At 41.1% G+C, this 16463-nt stretch carries 16 protein-coding genes; all 16 read left to right on the plus strand.

Translation table 11 applies throughout. The features are described from left to right. The first annotated feature begins 89 nt into the window (after positions 1-89). The 16 genes from T501_RS02795 (at position 90) to T501_RS19875 (ending at position 16409) form a co-directional block, all read left to right on the plus strand. Positions 90-1664, plus strand: a complete 1575-nt coding sequence (locus T501_RS02795) for an extracellular solute-binding protein (protein WP_044913128.1) — start codon at positions 90-92, stop codon at positions 1662-1664. Between the two features lie 40 nt (positions 1665-1704). Continuing rightward, positions 1705-2256, plus strand: coding sequence for a DJ-1 family glyoxalase III (locus T501_RS02800; protein ID WP_026510624.1), 552 nt, complete (start codon positions 1705-1707; stop codon positions 2254-2256). 161 nt (positions 2257-2417) lie between these two features. Beyond that, positions 2418-2972, plus strand: a complete 555-nt coding sequence (locus tag T501_RS02805) for a CYTH domain-containing protein (protein ID WP_044913130.1) — start codon at positions 2418-2420, stop codon at positions 2970-2972. A gap of 291 nt (positions 2973-3263) precedes the next feature. Further along, the gene (tig, locus tag T501_RS02810; RefSeq protein ID WP_044913132.1) at positions 3264-4712 is read left to right on the plus strand and encodes a trigger factor; all 1449 of its coding nucleotides are present in this window, start codon (positions 3264-3266) and stop codon (positions 4710-4712) included. A 176-nt stretch (positions 4713-4888) separates the two neighbouring features. Further along, positions 4889-5494: an ATP-dependent Clp endopeptidase proteolytic subunit ClpP gene (gene clpP, locus T501_RS02815; RefSeq protein ID WP_026510621.1), complete on the plus strand. Its 606-nt coding sequence runs from the start codon at positions 4889-4891 to the stop codon at positions 5492-5494. A gap of 32 nt (positions 5495-5526) precedes the next feature. Further along, the gene (gene clpX / locus T501_RS02820; RefSeq protein WP_026510620.1) at positions 5527-6801 is read left to right on the plus strand and encodes an ATP-dependent Clp protease ATP-binding subunit ClpX; all 1275 of its coding nucleotides are present in this window, start codon (positions 5527-5529) and stop codon (positions 6799-6801) included. Positions 6802-6858: 57 nt separating this feature from the next. Beyond that, positions 6859-7470: a ribosome biogenesis GTP-binding protein YihA/YsxC gene (gene yihA, locus T501_RS02825; protein WP_026510619.1), complete on the plus strand. Its 612-nt coding sequence runs from the start codon at positions 6859-6861 to the stop codon at positions 7468-7470. A gap of 105 nt (positions 7471-7575) precedes the next feature. Further along, positions 7576-8214: an HdeD family acid-resistance protein gene (locus tag T501_RS02830; protein WP_044913134.1), complete on the plus strand. Its 639-nt coding sequence runs from the start codon at positions 7576-7578 to the stop codon at positions 8212-8214. A 214-nt stretch (positions 8215-8428) separates the two neighbouring features. Further along, entirely contained in the window at positions 8429-11014 is a 2586-nt protein-coding gene (gene clpB, locus T501_RS02835; protein WP_044913136.1) for an ATP-dependent chaperone ClpB, read from the plus strand. Between the two features lie 186 nt (positions 11015-11200). Next, complete coding sequence (locus T501_RS02840; RefSeq protein ID WP_026510616.1) at positions 11201-11383, plus strand: DUF4250 domain-containing protein; 183 nt, start codon at positions 11201-11203, stop codon at positions 11381-11383. A gap of 154 nt (positions 11384-11537) precedes the next feature. After that, a complete protein-coding gene (locus T501_RS02845) occupies positions 11538-12266 on the plus strand; it encodes a CpsB/CapC family capsule biosynthesis tyrosine phosphatase (protein ID WP_026510615.1) in 729 nt (242 codons plus the stop codon). Positions 12267-12320: 54 nt separating this feature from the next. Further along, a complete protein-coding gene (locus T501_RS02850) occupies positions 12321-13043 on the plus strand; it encodes a YveK family protein (protein ID WP_044913139.1) in 723 nt (240 codons plus the stop codon). A gap of 79 nt (positions 13044-13122) precedes the next feature. Further along, entirely contained in the window at positions 13123-13986 is an 864-nt protein-coding gene (locus T501_RS02855; protein ID WP_026510613.1) for a polysaccharide biosynthesis tyrosine autokinase, read from the plus strand. A gap of 11 nt (positions 13987-13997) precedes the next feature. Continuing rightward, positions 13998-14555: a hypothetical protein gene (locus tag T501_RS02860; RefSeq protein WP_044913141.1), complete on the plus strand. Its 558-nt coding sequence runs from the start codon at positions 13998-14000 to the stop codon at positions 14553-14555. A 3-nt stretch (positions 14556-14558) separates the two neighbouring features. Next, positions 14559-15611 carry an LCP family protein gene (locus T501_RS02865; protein WP_044913143.1) on the plus strand — a complete coding sequence of 351 codons (1053 nt, stop codon included), beginning with the start codon at positions 14559-14561 and terminating at the stop codon, positions 15609-15611. A 42-nt stretch (positions 15612-15653) separates the two neighbouring features. After that, positions 15654-16409: a class B sortase gene (locus T501_RS19875; RefSeq protein WP_050008092.1), complete on the plus strand. Its 756-nt coding sequence runs from the start codon at positions 15654-15656 to the stop codon at positions 16407-16409. Positions 16410-16463: the final 54 nt, after the last annotated feature.

Here is a 16463-nt window from a genome sequence, read left to right on the forward strand (position 1 = left end):
TGCGGTGTATTGATCTGGTGGGACTTGTGTGCTGTCTCACTCATAATTAACCAAATTGTCAGTACACAAGTGATTTATGAGGGTATGCCATGGTGAAACAAATCAGAGCTTTCAGTGCTTTATTTATGGCGATTTCATTATTTATTAGTTCCGGATGTTCGGAGAAACCAAAACAGGAGGAAATAATAAATTCTCCTGCTGATAGGGATGTCAATTCAATTACCTGCATGGTCTGGGACAGGGGCAACTTTCCTGCTGGCTATGATGCTGATAATAATACTCTTGCTAACTGGATAAGGGCAAAAGTAAAGGAAGAATGCGGCATAGATTTGCATTTTGTAAGCGTTAAACGTGAAAACTCTGATGATGAGATCAACAGGATGATTGATAATGGCACCGCACCGGATATACTTTTTACTTATACACCCTCTGAATTTGGGTATTTAGCAAGGCAGGGGAAAGTTGCAGACCTTACAGATTCCTATAAGAAATATGGGAAGGATATTAATAAATACATTGGTGATATCCAGCATATGGGAATTTATAATGATCATCAGGTGGCGATACTTAAGCGCAGAGGTTTCAAGGCACCAAGACATGTTGCTTATATAAGGAAAGACTGGTGTGATGCACTTGGAATGAATGTGCCGTCAACCAAAGAGGAGCTTATAGATTATCTATATGCTGTAAAGAAAAATGATCCCGGCGGAGTGAGTGATGTGATTCCGTGGGCTATGGGCGGAGATATAAGTTCAGAAAAATTCTATCAGAGTTTTGTGAACTCATTTGTGGGTGAGCTTACTGAGCGGGAGGCTTTCATATACTCAGAAAGATATATGGTTGTAGCAGAAGGCGCCCTTGAGGGATTAAAAGAACTGAACAGGCTGTATAATGATGGACTGATTACCCTTGATTTTACGGCTGACAGGGACAATTCATTATTTATGAGCGCGGTAGAGAGTGGCAGAGCCGGATTTATTGTGGATGATTCCACTCGTCCATTTTCTTCTATTTCAAAGCTGAAGGAAAAGGATCCTTCGGCAAAATATGTACCGGTTTTGTGCTTTGAAGGAGCAGACGGGAAATATCGGAATGTAACGGAACCTGATCATGGAATGTATATCATGGTTTCTGCAGCAAGCAGGGATAAGACGGATGCCGCAATGAAATATCTTAATTGGCTCTCTGATCCACAAAATGCAGAAATGGTGAATTTTACACCGGATCACCTTACTTCAGAAAGCGGAGCAGCCATGGCTATGTCCAGGGAAGACCTGCTTTCACATGGATATCCCGGGAACCCGAATGATTACTGCATAGTTAACGCTCATTTTGATTTTGTGGATGATAAGAATGCTCAGATTTCAACATGGGCTGAGAGCTGTGAGTGGGAGGACTATGAATGGTTTGAGAATTTTTATAATATCTGCGTGACAGACCGTTTTACCTTTCCTGTATCAAGTACAATTCTTGAATCTGAAGCAAAATATCAGATAAATCTTGATAAAGCATTGGTTGAATATGCATACAATCTGATTTGCTGTCCAAGAGATGATTTTGAGGAAACAAGTGAAATGGAATATAAACGACTAAAGGAGCTTGGACTTGAAGAAGTTTTAGAGGAACGTGCCAAGTGTTACGATAGTGGAGAATATGTCAGATAGAAGCAAATATATGACTTATCATTTATGGAGGAGGAACAATATGGCAAAAATAGCAATTTTTCTGGCAGATGGATTTGAGGAGATTGAAGCTCTCACAGTGGTGGATCTGTGCAGAAGAGCGGGACTCACAATAGATATGGTTTCAGTTATGAAAGATGTTTTTGTGAAGGGCTCCCATGGTATTGAGGTTAAGGCTGATAAGCTGATAGGCGATGTGAAATTTGATGAGATGGACATGCTGGTACTTCCGGGTGGAATGCCGGGAACTACTAACCTTGAAAAAACAGATAAGCTTATGGAGCAGATCAGAGCCTTTGATGATGCAAAAAAATATATCAGCGCAATATGCGCTGCACCCGGAATCTTTGGTAGAGCAGGTTTGTTAAATGGCAAAAAAGCCTGCGTGTTCCCCGGACTTGAAGGAGAGCTTAAGGGTGCTGATGTGCAGATGACGGAGACAACAGTTGACGGTCATATTCTTACAAGCCGCGGAATGGGAACCGCTCTGGCATTTGGACTTGCGATAGTTGAACGCTTCTGCGGAAAAGAAACTGCAGATGAACTTGGAAAGAAAGTGGTTTACAGGGCATAAAGTGCGAGTAGCAATATTACGATAGTTTACAGGGCATAAAGTGCGAGTAGCAATATTATGATAGTTTACAGGGCATAAAGTGCGAGTAGAAATATTACGATAGTTTCCAAGGCATAAGTGTGAGTGTAGAAATAAAAAGGAGATAAATTTCAAGGCATAAAATGGGAGTAGAAATTGAAAGAAAATTCACGGTCAAAAAGCTTCCTGAAAATCTTGATAAGTATAAGGTGCATATTATCGAACAGGGATACCTTAATGTTGTCCCTGCTATAAGGGTGAGACGTGAAGATAATCATTACTATATGACCTATAAGGTAAAGAAAGATTTTCTGGCTGCTAATGCAGAAGGCAGTGATGATATCGGCAAGACAGAATATAACATGCCTCTGGATGCAGAATCCTACGAGCATCTCGTGAAGAAGTCAGATGGCAATGTCATAAGAAAAAAGAGATATCTGATACCGATAAATAGCGATGCTTTTACTGCGGAATATAAAAAAGCACATCCTGAGGTGCAAAAGCTTGCTGACGAAGGCAGTATTAAAATAGAGCTTGATGTGTTCGAGACTCCTTTTGATGGAAGGATTCTTGCTGAGGTTGAATTCCCAAATGAGGATATGGCAAGAAATTACAATCCTGCAGACTGGTTTGATGAGGATGTAACTGATGATGTAAGATACAGCAACGCACACATGAGCAGAGAAAACGTTAACTGAGGTAGGACTTTCCGAACGATAACAAGGAAAATTATTCGAAAATCTGGCTTTAAAGAGTCAGACACGTTTTCATCATGCGATGGACAGGCTATTACGGATTCTTATTTTTAGAAATTTGGAATCTTACAAATAATCAAATTAATATGGAAAAAGAAAAAGACCTGTGCTATAATCTTTAGGCGACTGTGCCGAAGTCTATAGCGCAGGTCGCTTTAATATAGATAAAACAGCACAATAATCAGTTGTGTAAACGATTTATTTCATAGGTAGTATAGGAGGAATAATAATTCAATGAGCGTATCAGTAGAAAAGCTCGAGAAGAGCATGGCTAAGCTTACAATCGAAGTTGCATCTGAGAATTTTGACAAGGCAATCGACAAGGTTTACAACAAGCAGAAGGGCAAGATTCAGATCCCTGGTTTCCGTAAGGGTAAGGCTCCCCGTCATATGATCGAGCGTATGTACGGTAAGGAGATCTTCTTTGAGGATGCTGCAAATGACATCATCAATGAGGAATATCCTAAGGCAGTTGAGGAGTGCGGTGAGGACGTTGTATCAAATCCTGATATCGACGTAACACAGCTTGAGGCAGGCAAGCCTTTCATCTTTACTGCTACAGTAGCACTTAAGCCTGAAGTTAAGCTTGGTAAGTATAAGGGCGTTGAAGTTGAGAAGATGGATCTTGAAGTATCTGACGAAGAAGTTGATGCTGAGATCGATCAGGAGCGTAACAGAAACGCAAGAACAATCGAAGTTACAGATCGTAAGGTTGAGAACAATGATATCGTAACTCTTGACTTTGAGGGATTTGTAGATGGAACTCCTTTCGAAGGCGGTAAGGGAACAGATTATCCTCTTACAATCGGATCAGGTTCTTTCATCCCCGGATTTGAAGAGCAGCTTATCGGATTTGAGATTGGTAAAGAGGGCGATGTTAACGTAACATTCCCTGAGGATTATCATTCAGAGGATCTTGCAGGCAAGGCTGCAACATTCAAGTGCACAGTTAAGGGCATCAAGACAAGAGAGCTTCCTGAACTTAATGATGAGTTTGCAAGTGATGTTTCTGATTTTGAGACAGTTGCAGAGTACAAGGAAGATGTAAAGAAGAAGATCGCAGAGCGCAAAGAGGCTCAGGCTAAGGCAGAGCGCGAGGACAGCGCAGTTAAGGCTGTTATCGAGGATGCAGAGATGGAGCTTCCTGAGAAGATGGTAGAGACTCAGCAGCGTCAGATCGTTAATGAGTTTGCTCAGAGACTTCAGTATCAGGGCATGAATATGCAGCAGTACATGCAGTACACAGGCAATACTGTAGAGCAGCTTATGGAGCAGGTTAAGCCCCAGGCTATCGAGCGTATTCAGTCAAGACTTGTACTTGAGGCAGTTGCAGCAGCTGAGAAGTTTGAGATCGCTGAGGACGAGATCAAGGAAGAGCTTGAGAAAATGGCTAAGCAGTACAACATGGAAGTTGAGAAGGTTCAGGAACTCATGGGCGACCGTGAGATCAAATCTCTCAAGGATGATCTTCTTGTTCAGAAGGCAGCTAAGTTCCTTGTTGACAATGCTAAGGAAGTTGGAACTAAGAAGACTAAGAAGGCAGCAGCTAAGAAGTCTGATGATGCAGCAGAGGAGAAGCCGAAGCGTACACGCAAGACTGCAGCTAAGAAGTCTGAAGATGCAGCAGCAGAGGAGAAGCCGAAGCGCACACGTAAGACAGCAGCTAAGAAGGAAGAAGAGTAATTTAAATACTGTGATTCTACTTACCCCTACCGGTTATTTATCGGTGGGGGTTGTTTTTTCTGCAAAAAATTCCGCTAAAATGCGACGTTTGTTCCAAGGTTGCGTAAAATTGATTTTATGGGTTATAATAGATTGGTATATTTGTAAATAATAACAGATAGAGAGGAAGCGATTAAATGAGTTTAATACCTTATGTCATAGAACAGACGAGTCGTGGTGAGCGCTCATATGATATTTATTCAAGACTTTTAAAGGAACGTATAGTTTTCCTTGGTGAAGAAGTTAATTCTGTTTCCGCGAGTGTAGTTGTTGCACAGCTCCTCTTCCTTGAAGCAGAGGATCCCAGCAAGGATATTCATATGTATATCAACAGCCCCGGTGGTGAGATTACTTCCGGTATGGCTATATATGATACAATGCATTACATCAAGTGCGATGTCAGCACTATTTGTATCGGTATGGCTGCAAGTATGGGTGCATTTCTTCTTGCAGGCGGTGCAAAGGGCAAGCGCATGGCTCTTCCCAATGCAGAGATAATGATTCACCAGCCTCTTGGCGGTACTCAGGGTCAGGCTACGGAGATTGAGATTGCTGCTAAGCACATCATCCGTACAAAAGAAAAACTGAATACACTTTTATCCGAAAATACAGGTAAGCCTTATGAGCAGATAGCTGCTGATACAGAGCGTGATAACTGGATGACAGCTAAGGAAGCAATGGAATACGGACTTATCGATTCTGTTATCGAGTCAAGACCTAAGGACGAAGATAAGGATAAGTAATTTAATTAGAAATTTAGAAGGAAAAACAAATTATGGCAGGAAAAAACAACGGTGAAATTCGTTGCTCATTTTGTAACAAGACACAGAATCAGGTAAAAAAACTGATTGCAGGCCCTGCGGGTGTATATATTTGTGACGAGTGTGTAGACATTTGTGCAGATATTATCGAGGAAGAGTTCGAGGATGAACCTATCTCACATGACGATAAAGACATTAATCTTTTGAAGCCTGTTGAGATTAAGAATTTCCTGGATGATTATGTTATTGGTCAGGATGAAGCGAAAAAGGTTCTGTCCGTAGCAGTATATAATCACTACAAACGTGTTATGGCACCTCAGTCTCACAACGCTGATGACGAGGTTGAACTTCAGAAGAGTAACATAATAATGGTAGGACCTACCGGTTCAGGTAAGACCTATCTGGCACAGACACTTGCAAAGATCATAAATGTTCCTTTTGCTATTGCTGATGCTACAACTCTTACAGAAGCCGGATATGTCGGTGAAGATGTTGAGAACATTCTGTTAAAGCTCATTCAGGCAGCTGACTATGATGTTGAGAGAGCTCAGTACGGTATTGTTTATATCGATGAGATCGATAAGATTACAAAGAAGAGCGAAAATGTTTCCATAACCCGTGATGTATCAGGTGAGGGTGTACAGCAGGCACTTCTTAAAATAATTGAAGGCACTACTGCCAGTGTTCCGCCTCAGGGTGGACGTAAGCATCCTCATCAGGAGCTTATCCAGATTGATACATCTAACATATTATTCATATGTGGTGGGGCATTCGATGGCCTTGATAAGATTGTTGAGGCCAGACTTGACCGCAATTCAATCGGATTTAATGCTGAGATCGCTGATAAGAGTGAGCGTGAGATTGGCGAGGTTCTTAAGGAAGTTACACCTCAGGATCTTACAAAGTTTGGACTTATTCCTGAATTTGTAGGACGTGTGCCGATATGCGTTACACTTGAAGGATTGAATAAAGAGGCATTGGTACGTATTCTTACAGAGCCCAGAAATGCTCTTGTTAAGCAGTATCAGAAGCTGTTTGATTTCGATGATGTTAAGCTGTCCTTTGAGGATGATGCTATCAGCAAGATTGCAGAGCTTGCTCATGAGAGAAAGACAGGTGCAAGAGGTTTGAGATCCATTATGGAGAAAGCTATGATGGACGTAATGTACGAGATCCCTTCAGATGATAGCATCTCTGAGTGTGTTGTCACTGAGGAATCTGTAGATGGAACCTCAAGTCCTCTCATTGTCTATAAGGATGAGGCTAAGAGGCTTAAACCAGCAAAGTAAAATTTAAGGCAGAGGATGCAATGCATCTCTGCCTTTTTCAAAAATATAGAGGTTTATATGGTTATAAAGAACGTAAATTTAGAGACAGTTATAGGTATTACAAGCAAGCTGCCGCAGAATGACAAGCCTGAATTCGCCTTCGCAGGAAAGAGTAATGTGGGCAAGTCTTCACTGATCAACGGTCTGATGAACCGTAAGCATTATGCGAGAGTCAGTCAGGAACCCGGTAAAACTCAGACAATTAATTATTACAATATAAATAATGAGTTTTATCTTGTCGATCTTCCGGGATACGGTTTTGCTAAAGTACCTGATTCTGTTAAGAAGCAGTGGGGCAAGATGATTGAGAACTATCTTAATAAATCTGTGATGCTGAAGCAGGTTTTTCTTTTGATAGATATCAGACATGAGCCTTCTGCAAATGATAAGATGATGTATGACTGGATTGTTGCTACAGGAGCAAAGCCAATCATCATCGCAACAAAAGCTGACAAGATTAAAAAGAGTCAGATTGAGAAGCATCTCAACATGATAAAGGATACTCTTGGAATGCCTGAGGATGGAGTGCTTCTTCCTTTCTCTGCACAGAGTAAGGATGGAAGAGAAGAAATATACGAAGTTATGGATGCACTTCTTGAGGAATGTAAACCGGAGGATTCTGAAGAGTAAGGTATTACATCCGAAGTCAGAGATTCGATATTTCTTAGAGTACCTAATTTCTGAGCAAAACCAGGAATCAAATTATTAAAAATAATTCTGTCAAAGGGGATTCTTATGGAATTTTTTGTAAAACTTAAAAGAAATTTTGTACTGGATGGGCTTGTGCTGATAATAGTCGGCGCAGTTTTGATTTTCCTCCCCGGAACTACGCTAAATATTCTGACTAAGGCTATTGGAATAATGGTTCTTGCTGCCGGAGTCATTTCGATAATCAGCAGCTTTTTGTCTAAGAATCAGAATGTTCTTGCAAGAAACAGCTCTCTTGGATTCGGCCTGGTAGTGGCTGTGGTAGGTGCGTGGATATTAATTAATCCCGGATTCTTTGAATCAATTATTCCGGTTATCGCCGGGGTGATAATGCTCTTTAGCGGATTGATGAATCTTGGAGAAACCCTGAGCCTTGGAAGAAACAGCTATAAAAATTGGTGGGTAGCGCTGATCCTTGCAGTGCTTACAATAGCTGCAGGAGCATTCTTGTTGTTTAATCCAATAGCTTCCATGCAATATGTTGTGCAGATTATAGGAGCAGCACTTGCTTATAATGGAGCATCTAATCTGTGGATAATCTCAAGGATTCATAAGGTTGATAAGGTAAATAAAAAAGAAATCATTGATGTTGACAGTAAAGAAGTAAATAATGGGACATCTGAAAGAATTGAAGTAATCGATGTCCAGGGTAAAGAGATAGATTGAGATTAACGGTTTATCATTGAATATAGAATTTCTTCAGTAATTCAATATTCTGTGATAAGCCGCTTTTTTTCTTTACACATTATTAGCACTCACAGTTGACGAGTGCTAATAATTATGTTATAACAGTTGTAGAACAGAACGCAAACGTTATCTAATGCAGTATTTTTGATTATCGTTGGTAATTAGAAATAGCTGCAGTAGCGAGGTAGTTGTTATGAAAATAGATAAATTTACACAAAAATCAATTGAAGCCATTCAAAATATGGAGAAGGTAGCTCTTGATTATGGTAATCAGGAGATTGAACAGGAGCACCTTTTATATAGCCTGCTGACAATAGAGGATAGTATTGTTCCAAAGCTCATCGAGAAGATGGGAATTGATAATAATGTATTCCTTGCAAGGGTGGATGAAGCACTTAAGAAGAGGACCAAAGTTCAGGGAGGAAGCCCTTATGTGGGAGCAGACCTTAACAAGGTTCTTCTTAAGAGTGAAGATGAGATGAAGGCAATGGGAGATGAATATGTATCGGTTGAGCATATTTTCCTTGCAATGCTTCATTATCCAAACAGAGAGATGATAAATATATTCCAGGCTTTTGGAATAGACAGGAACAGATTTCTTCAGGCTCTGTCAGAAGTAAGAGGTAATCAGAAGGTGACATCTGATAATCCGGAAGCAACCTATGACACCCTTGAAAAATACGGCACTGAGCTTGTGGCAAAGGCAAAAGCACAAAAGCTTGAACCCGTAATAGGAAGAGATGCCGAGATAAGAAATGTCATAAGGATCCTTTCAAGAAAAACAAAGAACAATCCGGTTTTGATAGGTGAGCCCGGCGTTGGTAAGACAGCAGTTGTGGAAGCGCTTGCTCAGAGAATTGCTGAGGGTGATGTGCCACAGGGACTTGCGGATAAAAAGATTTTCTCACTTGATATGGGAGCGCTTGTTGCAGGAGCCAAGTACAGAGGTGAGTTTGAGGAGAGACTTAAGGCAGTTCTTCAGGACGTTAAGGAATCTGACGGCGAGATCATTCTTTTCATTGATGAGCTGCATACCATAGTTGGTGCAGGTAAGACAGACGGAGCGCTTGATGCCGGAAATATGTTAAAGCCTATGCTGGCACGAGGAGAGCTTCACTGTATTGGCGCAACTACGCTTAATGAATACAGACAGTATATTGAGAAGGATGCGGCACTGGAGAGACGTTTCCAGCCTGTAATGGTATCAGAACCTACTGTTGAAGATACCATCAGTATTTTGAGAGGACTTAAGGAGCGCTATGAGGTTTATCACGGCGTTAAGATCATGGACTCTGCACTTGTCAGCGCAGCAACTCTCAGTAACAGATATATATCCGACAGATTCCTTCCGGATAAGGCAATAGACCTTGTGGATGAGGCCTGTGCACTTATAAAGACAGAGATGGATTCCATGCCTGCAGAGCTTGATGAGCTCAACCGAAGAATAATGCAGCTGCAGATTGAAGAAACTGCTCTTAAGAAGGAAGATGACTCACTCAGCAAGGAGAGACTGGCTAATCTTCAGAAGGAACTTGCTGAGCTTAAGGCTGATTTTGATAATCAAAAAGCCCAGTGGACCAATGAGAAGGAAGCTGTAGACAGGCTGGCTATAATCCGTGAACAGATTGAAAGTGCAAATAGTGAATTGTCAATTGCACAGAGAGATGGCAATTTTGAAAAAGCAAGTGAGCTTCAATACGGTAGAATTCCCGAGCTGAAAAAACAGTTGGAGGAAGAGGAACGCAAGGCCGGAGAAAAAGATATGTCCCTTGTTCATGAGAGAGTATCCGACGAAGAGATTGCAAGGATAATATCCAGATGGACCGGAATTCCCGTTGCTAAACTGACAGAGAGTGAACGCAACAAGACACTTCATCTTGAGGATGAGCTTCATAAGAGAGTAATCGGACAGGATGAGGCAGTTACAAAGGTTTCAGAGGCAATCATGCGCTCCAAGGCAGGAATAAAGGATCCGGGTAAGCCAATAGGTTCATTTATGTTCCTTGGACCTACAGGTGTAGGTAAAACAGAGCTGGCAAAGAGCCTTGCTGCGGCACTATTTGATGATGAAAATAACATTGTCAGAATTGATATGAGTGAGTACATGGAGAAATACAGTGTGTCCAGACTTATCGGAGCACCGCCCGGATATGTAGGATATGAGGAAGGCGGACAGTTGACTGAGGCTGTTAGAAGAAAACCTTATGCTGTAGTGCTTTTTGATGAAGTGGAGAAGGCTCATCCTGATGTGTTCAATGTACTTCTTCAGATACTGGATGATGGTCGTGTAACTGATTCACAGGGCAGAACTGTAGACTTTAAGAATACAATTCTTATCATGACTTCAAATATCGGCGCACCTTATCTTCTGGACGGAATACAGGAAGACGGCAGTATCAGCAAGGAAGCAGAGGATATGACAATGAATGAACTTCATGCTCATTTCAGACCCGAGTTCCTTAACAGACTTGATGAGATGATACTGTTTAAGCCACTTACCAGGGATAACATCAGTGGTATAGTTAAGCTCATAGTTGATGATCTTAACAAGAGACTTTCAGACAGAGAGATAAGCATACGCCTGACACCTGCAGCTGAAAAGTTCGTTGCAGATAATGCCTATGATGCAAATTACGGAGCAAGACCTGTCAAGAGATTTGTCCAGAAACATGTTGAGACACTTTCTGCCAAACTCATACTTGCAGATAAGGTATCACCTCATGATACAATAGAGATAGATGTTGATGGTGATAAGCTTACTGCGAGGGCTGTTAAGTAAATTGTAGGGTAGCTTACTGCGAGGATTGGTAAGTAAACTATAGGGTAGTGTAAAGCAAATTATGGAAACGGTGAACCGTCCAAAAGGGGACCTTGACATCAGGACTCTTCCCATAAATGGCCCCCTCCTCATGTTGAATCACCTTAGGCGGTACCCTTTAGGATTTGTTGTAGAAAGGAACAGAATATGATTCCCAAGGATCCGGTTATGTTACTTAGTTACATAAATACACAGCTTAGAGATAATTATAAAAGTCTTGGAGATTTATCAGAAGGTCTTGATATTGGACAGCAGGAGCTTGATGATATTGTAAAAAAGCTGGAAAACATAGGCTATACCTATAGCGAAGAACAGAATAAATTTGTTTAAATTTTCAACATCCCACACAGTGTATTCATGCTGTGTGGGATGCTGTAGTTACTGGTTACTGTTCAGACAGCAACTGCTTGTTTCTATTGATAAGGAAATCCATATGTTGTAAAATAAATTATGTATAAGTACAACTTTTTGTGGGGAGTTTTACGTGGTTCCATCAATTGATATTCATTGCCATATTCTGCCGGGCGTAGATGATGGCTCTCCAAATATGGAGACCAGTCTTAAGATGCTGCAGACTGCGCTGTCTGAGGGCACTAAGGGTATGATTCTTACGCCGCATCATAAGCCGATGCATCACAATGTGAGTCCTTCACATTTGATTGAGTATACGAATGAGCTTATGTACAGAGCAAATGAAAAAGGCATCAATGTTAAACTTTTCCCCGGAAATGAAATATATTACAGCGATTCCACAGTAAGAGATCTTGAAAGCGGCAGAGCTTCTACACTGGCGGATTCAGGATATGTACTGATAGAGTTTCATCCTACAGATATGTATAAGACGATACACAATGCTTTGTATACGGTCCAATCGGCCGGATATACACCGATTCTGGCACATGTGGAGCGTTATGCTGATATGGCTAAACATGTGAAATATGTGGATGAGCTTTTGGATATGGGAATTTACATTCAAGTGAATGCAAATAGTGTCATGGGAAAGTATGGCCTGGGAATCAGACATTTTACAAGGGAGCTTCTAAAGCGCCACATGGTGCATTTTGTAGCAACAGATGCGCATGATAACGGATCCCGGGCGCCACATCTTCTTGATTGCAGAGATTTTGTGGAGGGGAAGCTTGGTGAGGAATATGCGCTTCAGATTTTTCATGACAATGCAATGAAGGTATTGCGAAATGAAGTAATATACTGATTTTTTAGTCTGAGTTCATCATATCCAGGTGATGGCTTAGCGATTGAGGGGCGTATGGGAAAAGATGATGTTATCGAAATTAATCTTGGCGAATTGTTCGCAGTTTTGCTGGGGAGAGCATGGCTTATCCTGAGCTCGGGCGTGTTCTTTGCCCTGTTATGTCTTTTTGTAAGTAGATTTGTACTTACACCTTTATATTCCTCCACGACGAAAATATATATATTGAACAAGGAAGAGGGTGCGACAGTAACTTATTCGGATGTGCAGATATCAACTCAGCTCACACAGGATTATGCACAGCTGATAAAAAGCCGTTATGTGCTTGAAGAGGTTATTCAGACACTTCACCTTGATGTTGATTATGATGAATTTAATGAGCATGTTTCAATAAGCACGCCGGACGATACGAGAATAGTTGCGATAACTGTCAGGGATTCAGATCCGATGATGGCGATGAAGGAAGCCAACTGTGTTCGTGAGGTTGCATCAAAACATATTCAGAATGTTATGGATATTGATGCCATTAATATCGCTGAGCTTGCAAACATGCCTACAGAAAAATACAGTCCGAGTACAAAAAAATGGACACTTATCGGTGGACTGGCAGCAGTAGTATTGGTGTCTGCTGTTATTATCCTCAACTATCTTATGGATGACACCATAAAATCTAGTGATGATGTTGAGGCTTATCTTGGACTTAGTACACTTGCCATGATTCCTGCGATTTCTGACGAACAGACAAATAAAAAGAAGCGCAGTAAATCTAAGTCCAAGTGATTAAATGAAATTTACAGTTTTATTGGTTTTTAATGCAGAATGTAGAAAATGTCAGTGATGTTGACGTATGAGGGGGCCTATGCAACAAACAACACTTCATTTTAGCGAATCTGAAAACAACTATCAGATAAAGGAAGCATACAAAACTCTTCGAAGTAATGTGGAATTCAGCGGTCAGGATGTGAGAGCGGTTTCAATAACAAGCTGTACTCCGGGCGAAGGAAAGTCCAGTGTGTCAATGGCGCTGGCAAGAGCTTTTGCTGAGGCAGGGAAAAAGACTGTTCTGGTGGACGCTGATATGAGAAAGTCCGTTATGGTGGGAAGGTATAAGACCGGGTCTGTAAGACTTGGACTTACACATTGCCTCGTAGGGCGTGAGAAGCTTTCAAATGTCATATGCGAAACTGATACACCAAATCTCTATGTTATCTTTTCAGGGCCGATTCCGCCAAACCCCAGTGAATTATTGGGAGGACAGATTTTCAGCAAGATCCTTGACAATATGAAAAATGTCTTTGACTATATCATAATCGATACGCCGCCTCTTGGAAGCGTTATTGATGCTGCTGTTATCGCCAAGCAGTGCGATGGAACCGTGATGGTTATAGAGGATAATGCAATTAGCTACAGATTTGCCCAAAGGGTTAAGAGTCAGCTGGACAAGGCAGGTGCTAAGGTCATCGGAGCAGTGCTCAATAAGGTCGATATGACCGGAGGCGTATACGGTCACTATGGTAAATATTACGGTAAGTATTATGGTAAGTACTACGGCAGATATTATGGGAAAGATGACTCTCAGGGAAATGCAAGCATGACCGGAGGAAATCCCAAGAGGACACTTCAGCCTCAAAAAGTAAATGAAAAGCCGGTGCAAAGACCTGCAAGTTCTAAGAACGATCTTGATGAACTTGACTATATAGAAGGCGTAGTCAGAAAGGACTAAAGGAGTTCTAAGTGAAAAGTAATATTTTGGCGTTTTTCTTCACAATGGGAAGTATAGTGATGGCTGTTTTTATAGTCTGGTTTTATAACATGTCAGACAAAAATCCGCCTGAAATGAGATTTTCATCACTTGATATGGTATACGATGGGACCACGAAGGAAGCTGATCTTCTAAATGGTGTCATGGCCTATGATGCAGTTGATGGAGATATCACTGACCGCATAGTTGTTGAGAAGACAATTCTTAATAAGGAGCAGAGTTCTGCTGTTGTTTATTATGCAGTCAGCGACAGGTCCGGTAATGTTACGAAACAGTCAAGAATTTTCAATGCAAATATTGCTGAACTGGACGGGCTGGAAAGCGGTGTAATGACAGATTCAGAAGGCTTTGGCTCTTTTGCCGGAGAAGCATCAAATGAGAGCTTTGGTCAGGGCGGCTTTGATACAGAGGGATATACTCAGTACAGTGAAGACTCTGAGGAGGAAACTTCTGAAAGCGAATCTCAGGGTGAAAATTCTGAAAATGGCGAATCCGGTGATACACAGGAGAGCGGGCAGACAGGTAATTAAGGTATGAAAAATCACGTTAATAAAATCCTGCTTATATGGTGCATAGTGGTTTCTGTGGTTTTGATCGGCCTTGGAATCTTTGAGGTTACAAGGGTGATTGGTAAGTCCGGCCTTAAGGAGAAAAATGCAGTAAGTGCGCCGGTAACTACCAGTACCGAGGTGCTGACCAAGGAGGAAAATGCGATTCAGTGGCAGGACGACTGGGTTAAACATAATGGGGAAATCTATGATTATAACGATGACATTCTGACTTTTCTCATTATGGGAATAGATAAGAGAGATGAAGAAGTGACCCCTGTTTATGGTGAGATTAACGGTGGACAGGCGGATGCACTTTTTCTTGTTGTCTTTAATCCGCACAATGAAACGACGAAGGTTATTGCTGTCAACAGAAATACGATGGCTGATGTTGAGATGTATGATGAATATGGGAATTTTATAAATACCATCAAAGCACAGATAGCTGTTCAGCATGGCTTTGGAGACGGTGTCGAGGGTTCATGTGAACTTCAGAAAAGAGCGGTGAGCAATCTGTTTTATCAGCTTCCCATACATGGATATGCTGCAATAAATATGAGCGCAATTGAAACGATTAATGATGAAGTAGGCGGAGTTGATCTGGTACCTGATAAAGATTTTGAGAGCGGTGATTACACCTTTAAAGCCGGAGAAGAGACTCATTTAGACGGTGAGGCTGCCTTTGCATTTTTACATAGCAGGGATATGACTCAGATTGGATCATCAGACAGGAGGCTTACCAGACAGAAGGAATACCTGACAGCATTTATTTCAAAAGTGATAGATGAGACAAAAGAACACCCTACCATCGCGGTAGATATTTACCAGGCAATCAGTAAGCAGATGGTAACAGATGTTTCAGCAGATCAGCTTTCATATATAGCATCTACAGTTTCCGGTTATAAGTTCGATGAAAACAGCCTTATTCTTTTGAAGGGTGAGACAAGACTTGGAGAGAGATTTGAAGAGTTTTATCCGGATGAAGATGATATGTACGATATGTTTTTGGACGTTTTTTATGAAAAAGTAAAGATGTAAAGGAAGGGGAAATTTTATTTTTGCCCTAAAGGTTTTTACAGTATGAGCCGAAATAAAGAATGGACAGCATATAAAATGCTAAAGCGTGGGGGATTTTTTCTCATAGGTATGAGCATGGCGGTGATTCTTACGTCTTGCGCAAATCGTTCATTAAATAGTGAAGATAAGAAAAAGGTGTCTGAGGAACTTATTCAGGAAAATCCTGATATTTTCGGATGGCTGATAGTTCCTGATACGAATATTGATTATCCTATTGCTCAGAATATTGATGGGGATGATACTTTTTATCAGACCCATGATATCACAGGAAAAAAGAAGAGCAAAAAGGGTGGGATTTATATTGAATCCTGTAACCTTATGGATATGTGTGATTTTAATACTATAATTCATGGCTCCACAAATAAGGATGGAGATATGTTCTCCGAGCTTTGGAATTTTGCTGATGATGATTTTTTCAACAAGCATGAGGAGTTTATGATTGCAATCCCCGGTAATACTCTTACATATGAAGTATGGACTGCGTATTCAAGGGATAATAATGATGTTATGCTTCAGTATGATTTTACTGATACTGCTGATTGCCAGAGATATCTGGATGATATGAAGAAGGACTGGAATTCAGAAACTAATATACGAGATGGCTGGGAAAAGGGTGCGACCCCGGATAATTTTCTTGTCAGCCTGACGACGGTTGATCCAGAGAATCCTGATAAACAGTGGGTTGTTGTGGGATGCCTTGTGGGAGATGAGGCAGGAACCATCAATCGTGATATGACAGATAACAATATTGAAGAATGAGCCAAATTGGTCGTGTAATAACTTAAATATCATTGGTGAGTAAGCTTTGAACCT

Source organism: Butyrivibrio sp. WCE2006 (assembly GCF_000701985.1).
GTDB lineage: Bacteria > Bacillota > Clostridia > Lachnospirales > Lachnospiraceae > Butyrivibrio.

Bases quoted from the DNA above. Each gene is read 5' to 3' on its own strand.
- clpP (WP_026510621.1), top strand. From the start codon at position 4,889: ATGAGTTTAATACCTTATGTCATAGAACAGACGAGTCGTGGTGAGCGC.
- T501_RS19875 (WP_050008092.1), top strand. From the start codon at position 15,654: ATGAGCCGAAATAAAGAATGGACAGCATATAAAATGCTAAAGCGTGGG.
- clpX (WP_026510620.1), top strand. From the start codon at position 5,527: ATGGCAGGAAAAAACAACGGTGAAATTCGTTGCTCATTTTGTAACAAG.
- T501_RS02840 (WP_026510616.1), top strand. From the start codon at position 11,201: ATGATTCCCAAGGATCCGGTTATGTTACTTAGTTACATAAATACACAG.
- T501_RS02830 (WP_044913134.1), top strand. From the start codon at position 7,576: ATGGAATTTTTTGTAAAACTTAAAAGAAATTTTGTACTGGATGGGCTT.
- tig (WP_044913132.1), top strand. From the start codon at position 3,264: ATGAGCGTATCAGTAGAAAAGCTCGAGAAGAGCATGGCTAAGCTTACA.
- T501_RS02850 (WP_044913139.1), top strand. From the start codon at position 12,321: ATGGGAAAAGATGATGTTATCGAAATTAATCTTGGCGAATTGTTCGCA.
- yihA (WP_026510619.1), top strand. From the start codon at position 6,859: ATGGTTATAAAGAACGTAAATTTAGAGACAGTTATAGGTATTACAAGC.
- T501_RS02795 (WP_044913128.1), top strand. From the start codon at position 90: ATGGTGAAACAAATCAGAGCTTTCAGTGCTTTATTTATGGCGATTTCA.
- T501_RS02800 (WP_026510624.1), top strand. From the start codon at position 1,705: ATGGCAAAAATAGCAATTTTTCTGGCAGATGGATTTGAGGAGATTGAA.
- T501_RS02865 (WP_044913143.1), top strand. From the start codon at position 14,559: ATGAAAAATCACGTTAATAAAATCCTGCTTATATGGTGCATAGTGGTT.
- T501_RS02805 (WP_044913130.1), top strand. From the start codon at position 2,418: ATGGGAGTAGAAATTGAAAGAAAATTCACGGTCAAAAAGCTTCCTGAA.
- clpB (WP_044913136.1), top strand. From the start codon at position 8,429: ATGAAAATAGATAAATTTACACAAAAATCAATTGAAGCCATTCAAAAT.
- T501_RS02855 (WP_026510613.1), top strand. From the start codon at position 13,123: ATGCAACAAACAACACTTCATTTTAGCGAATCTGAAAACAACTATCAG.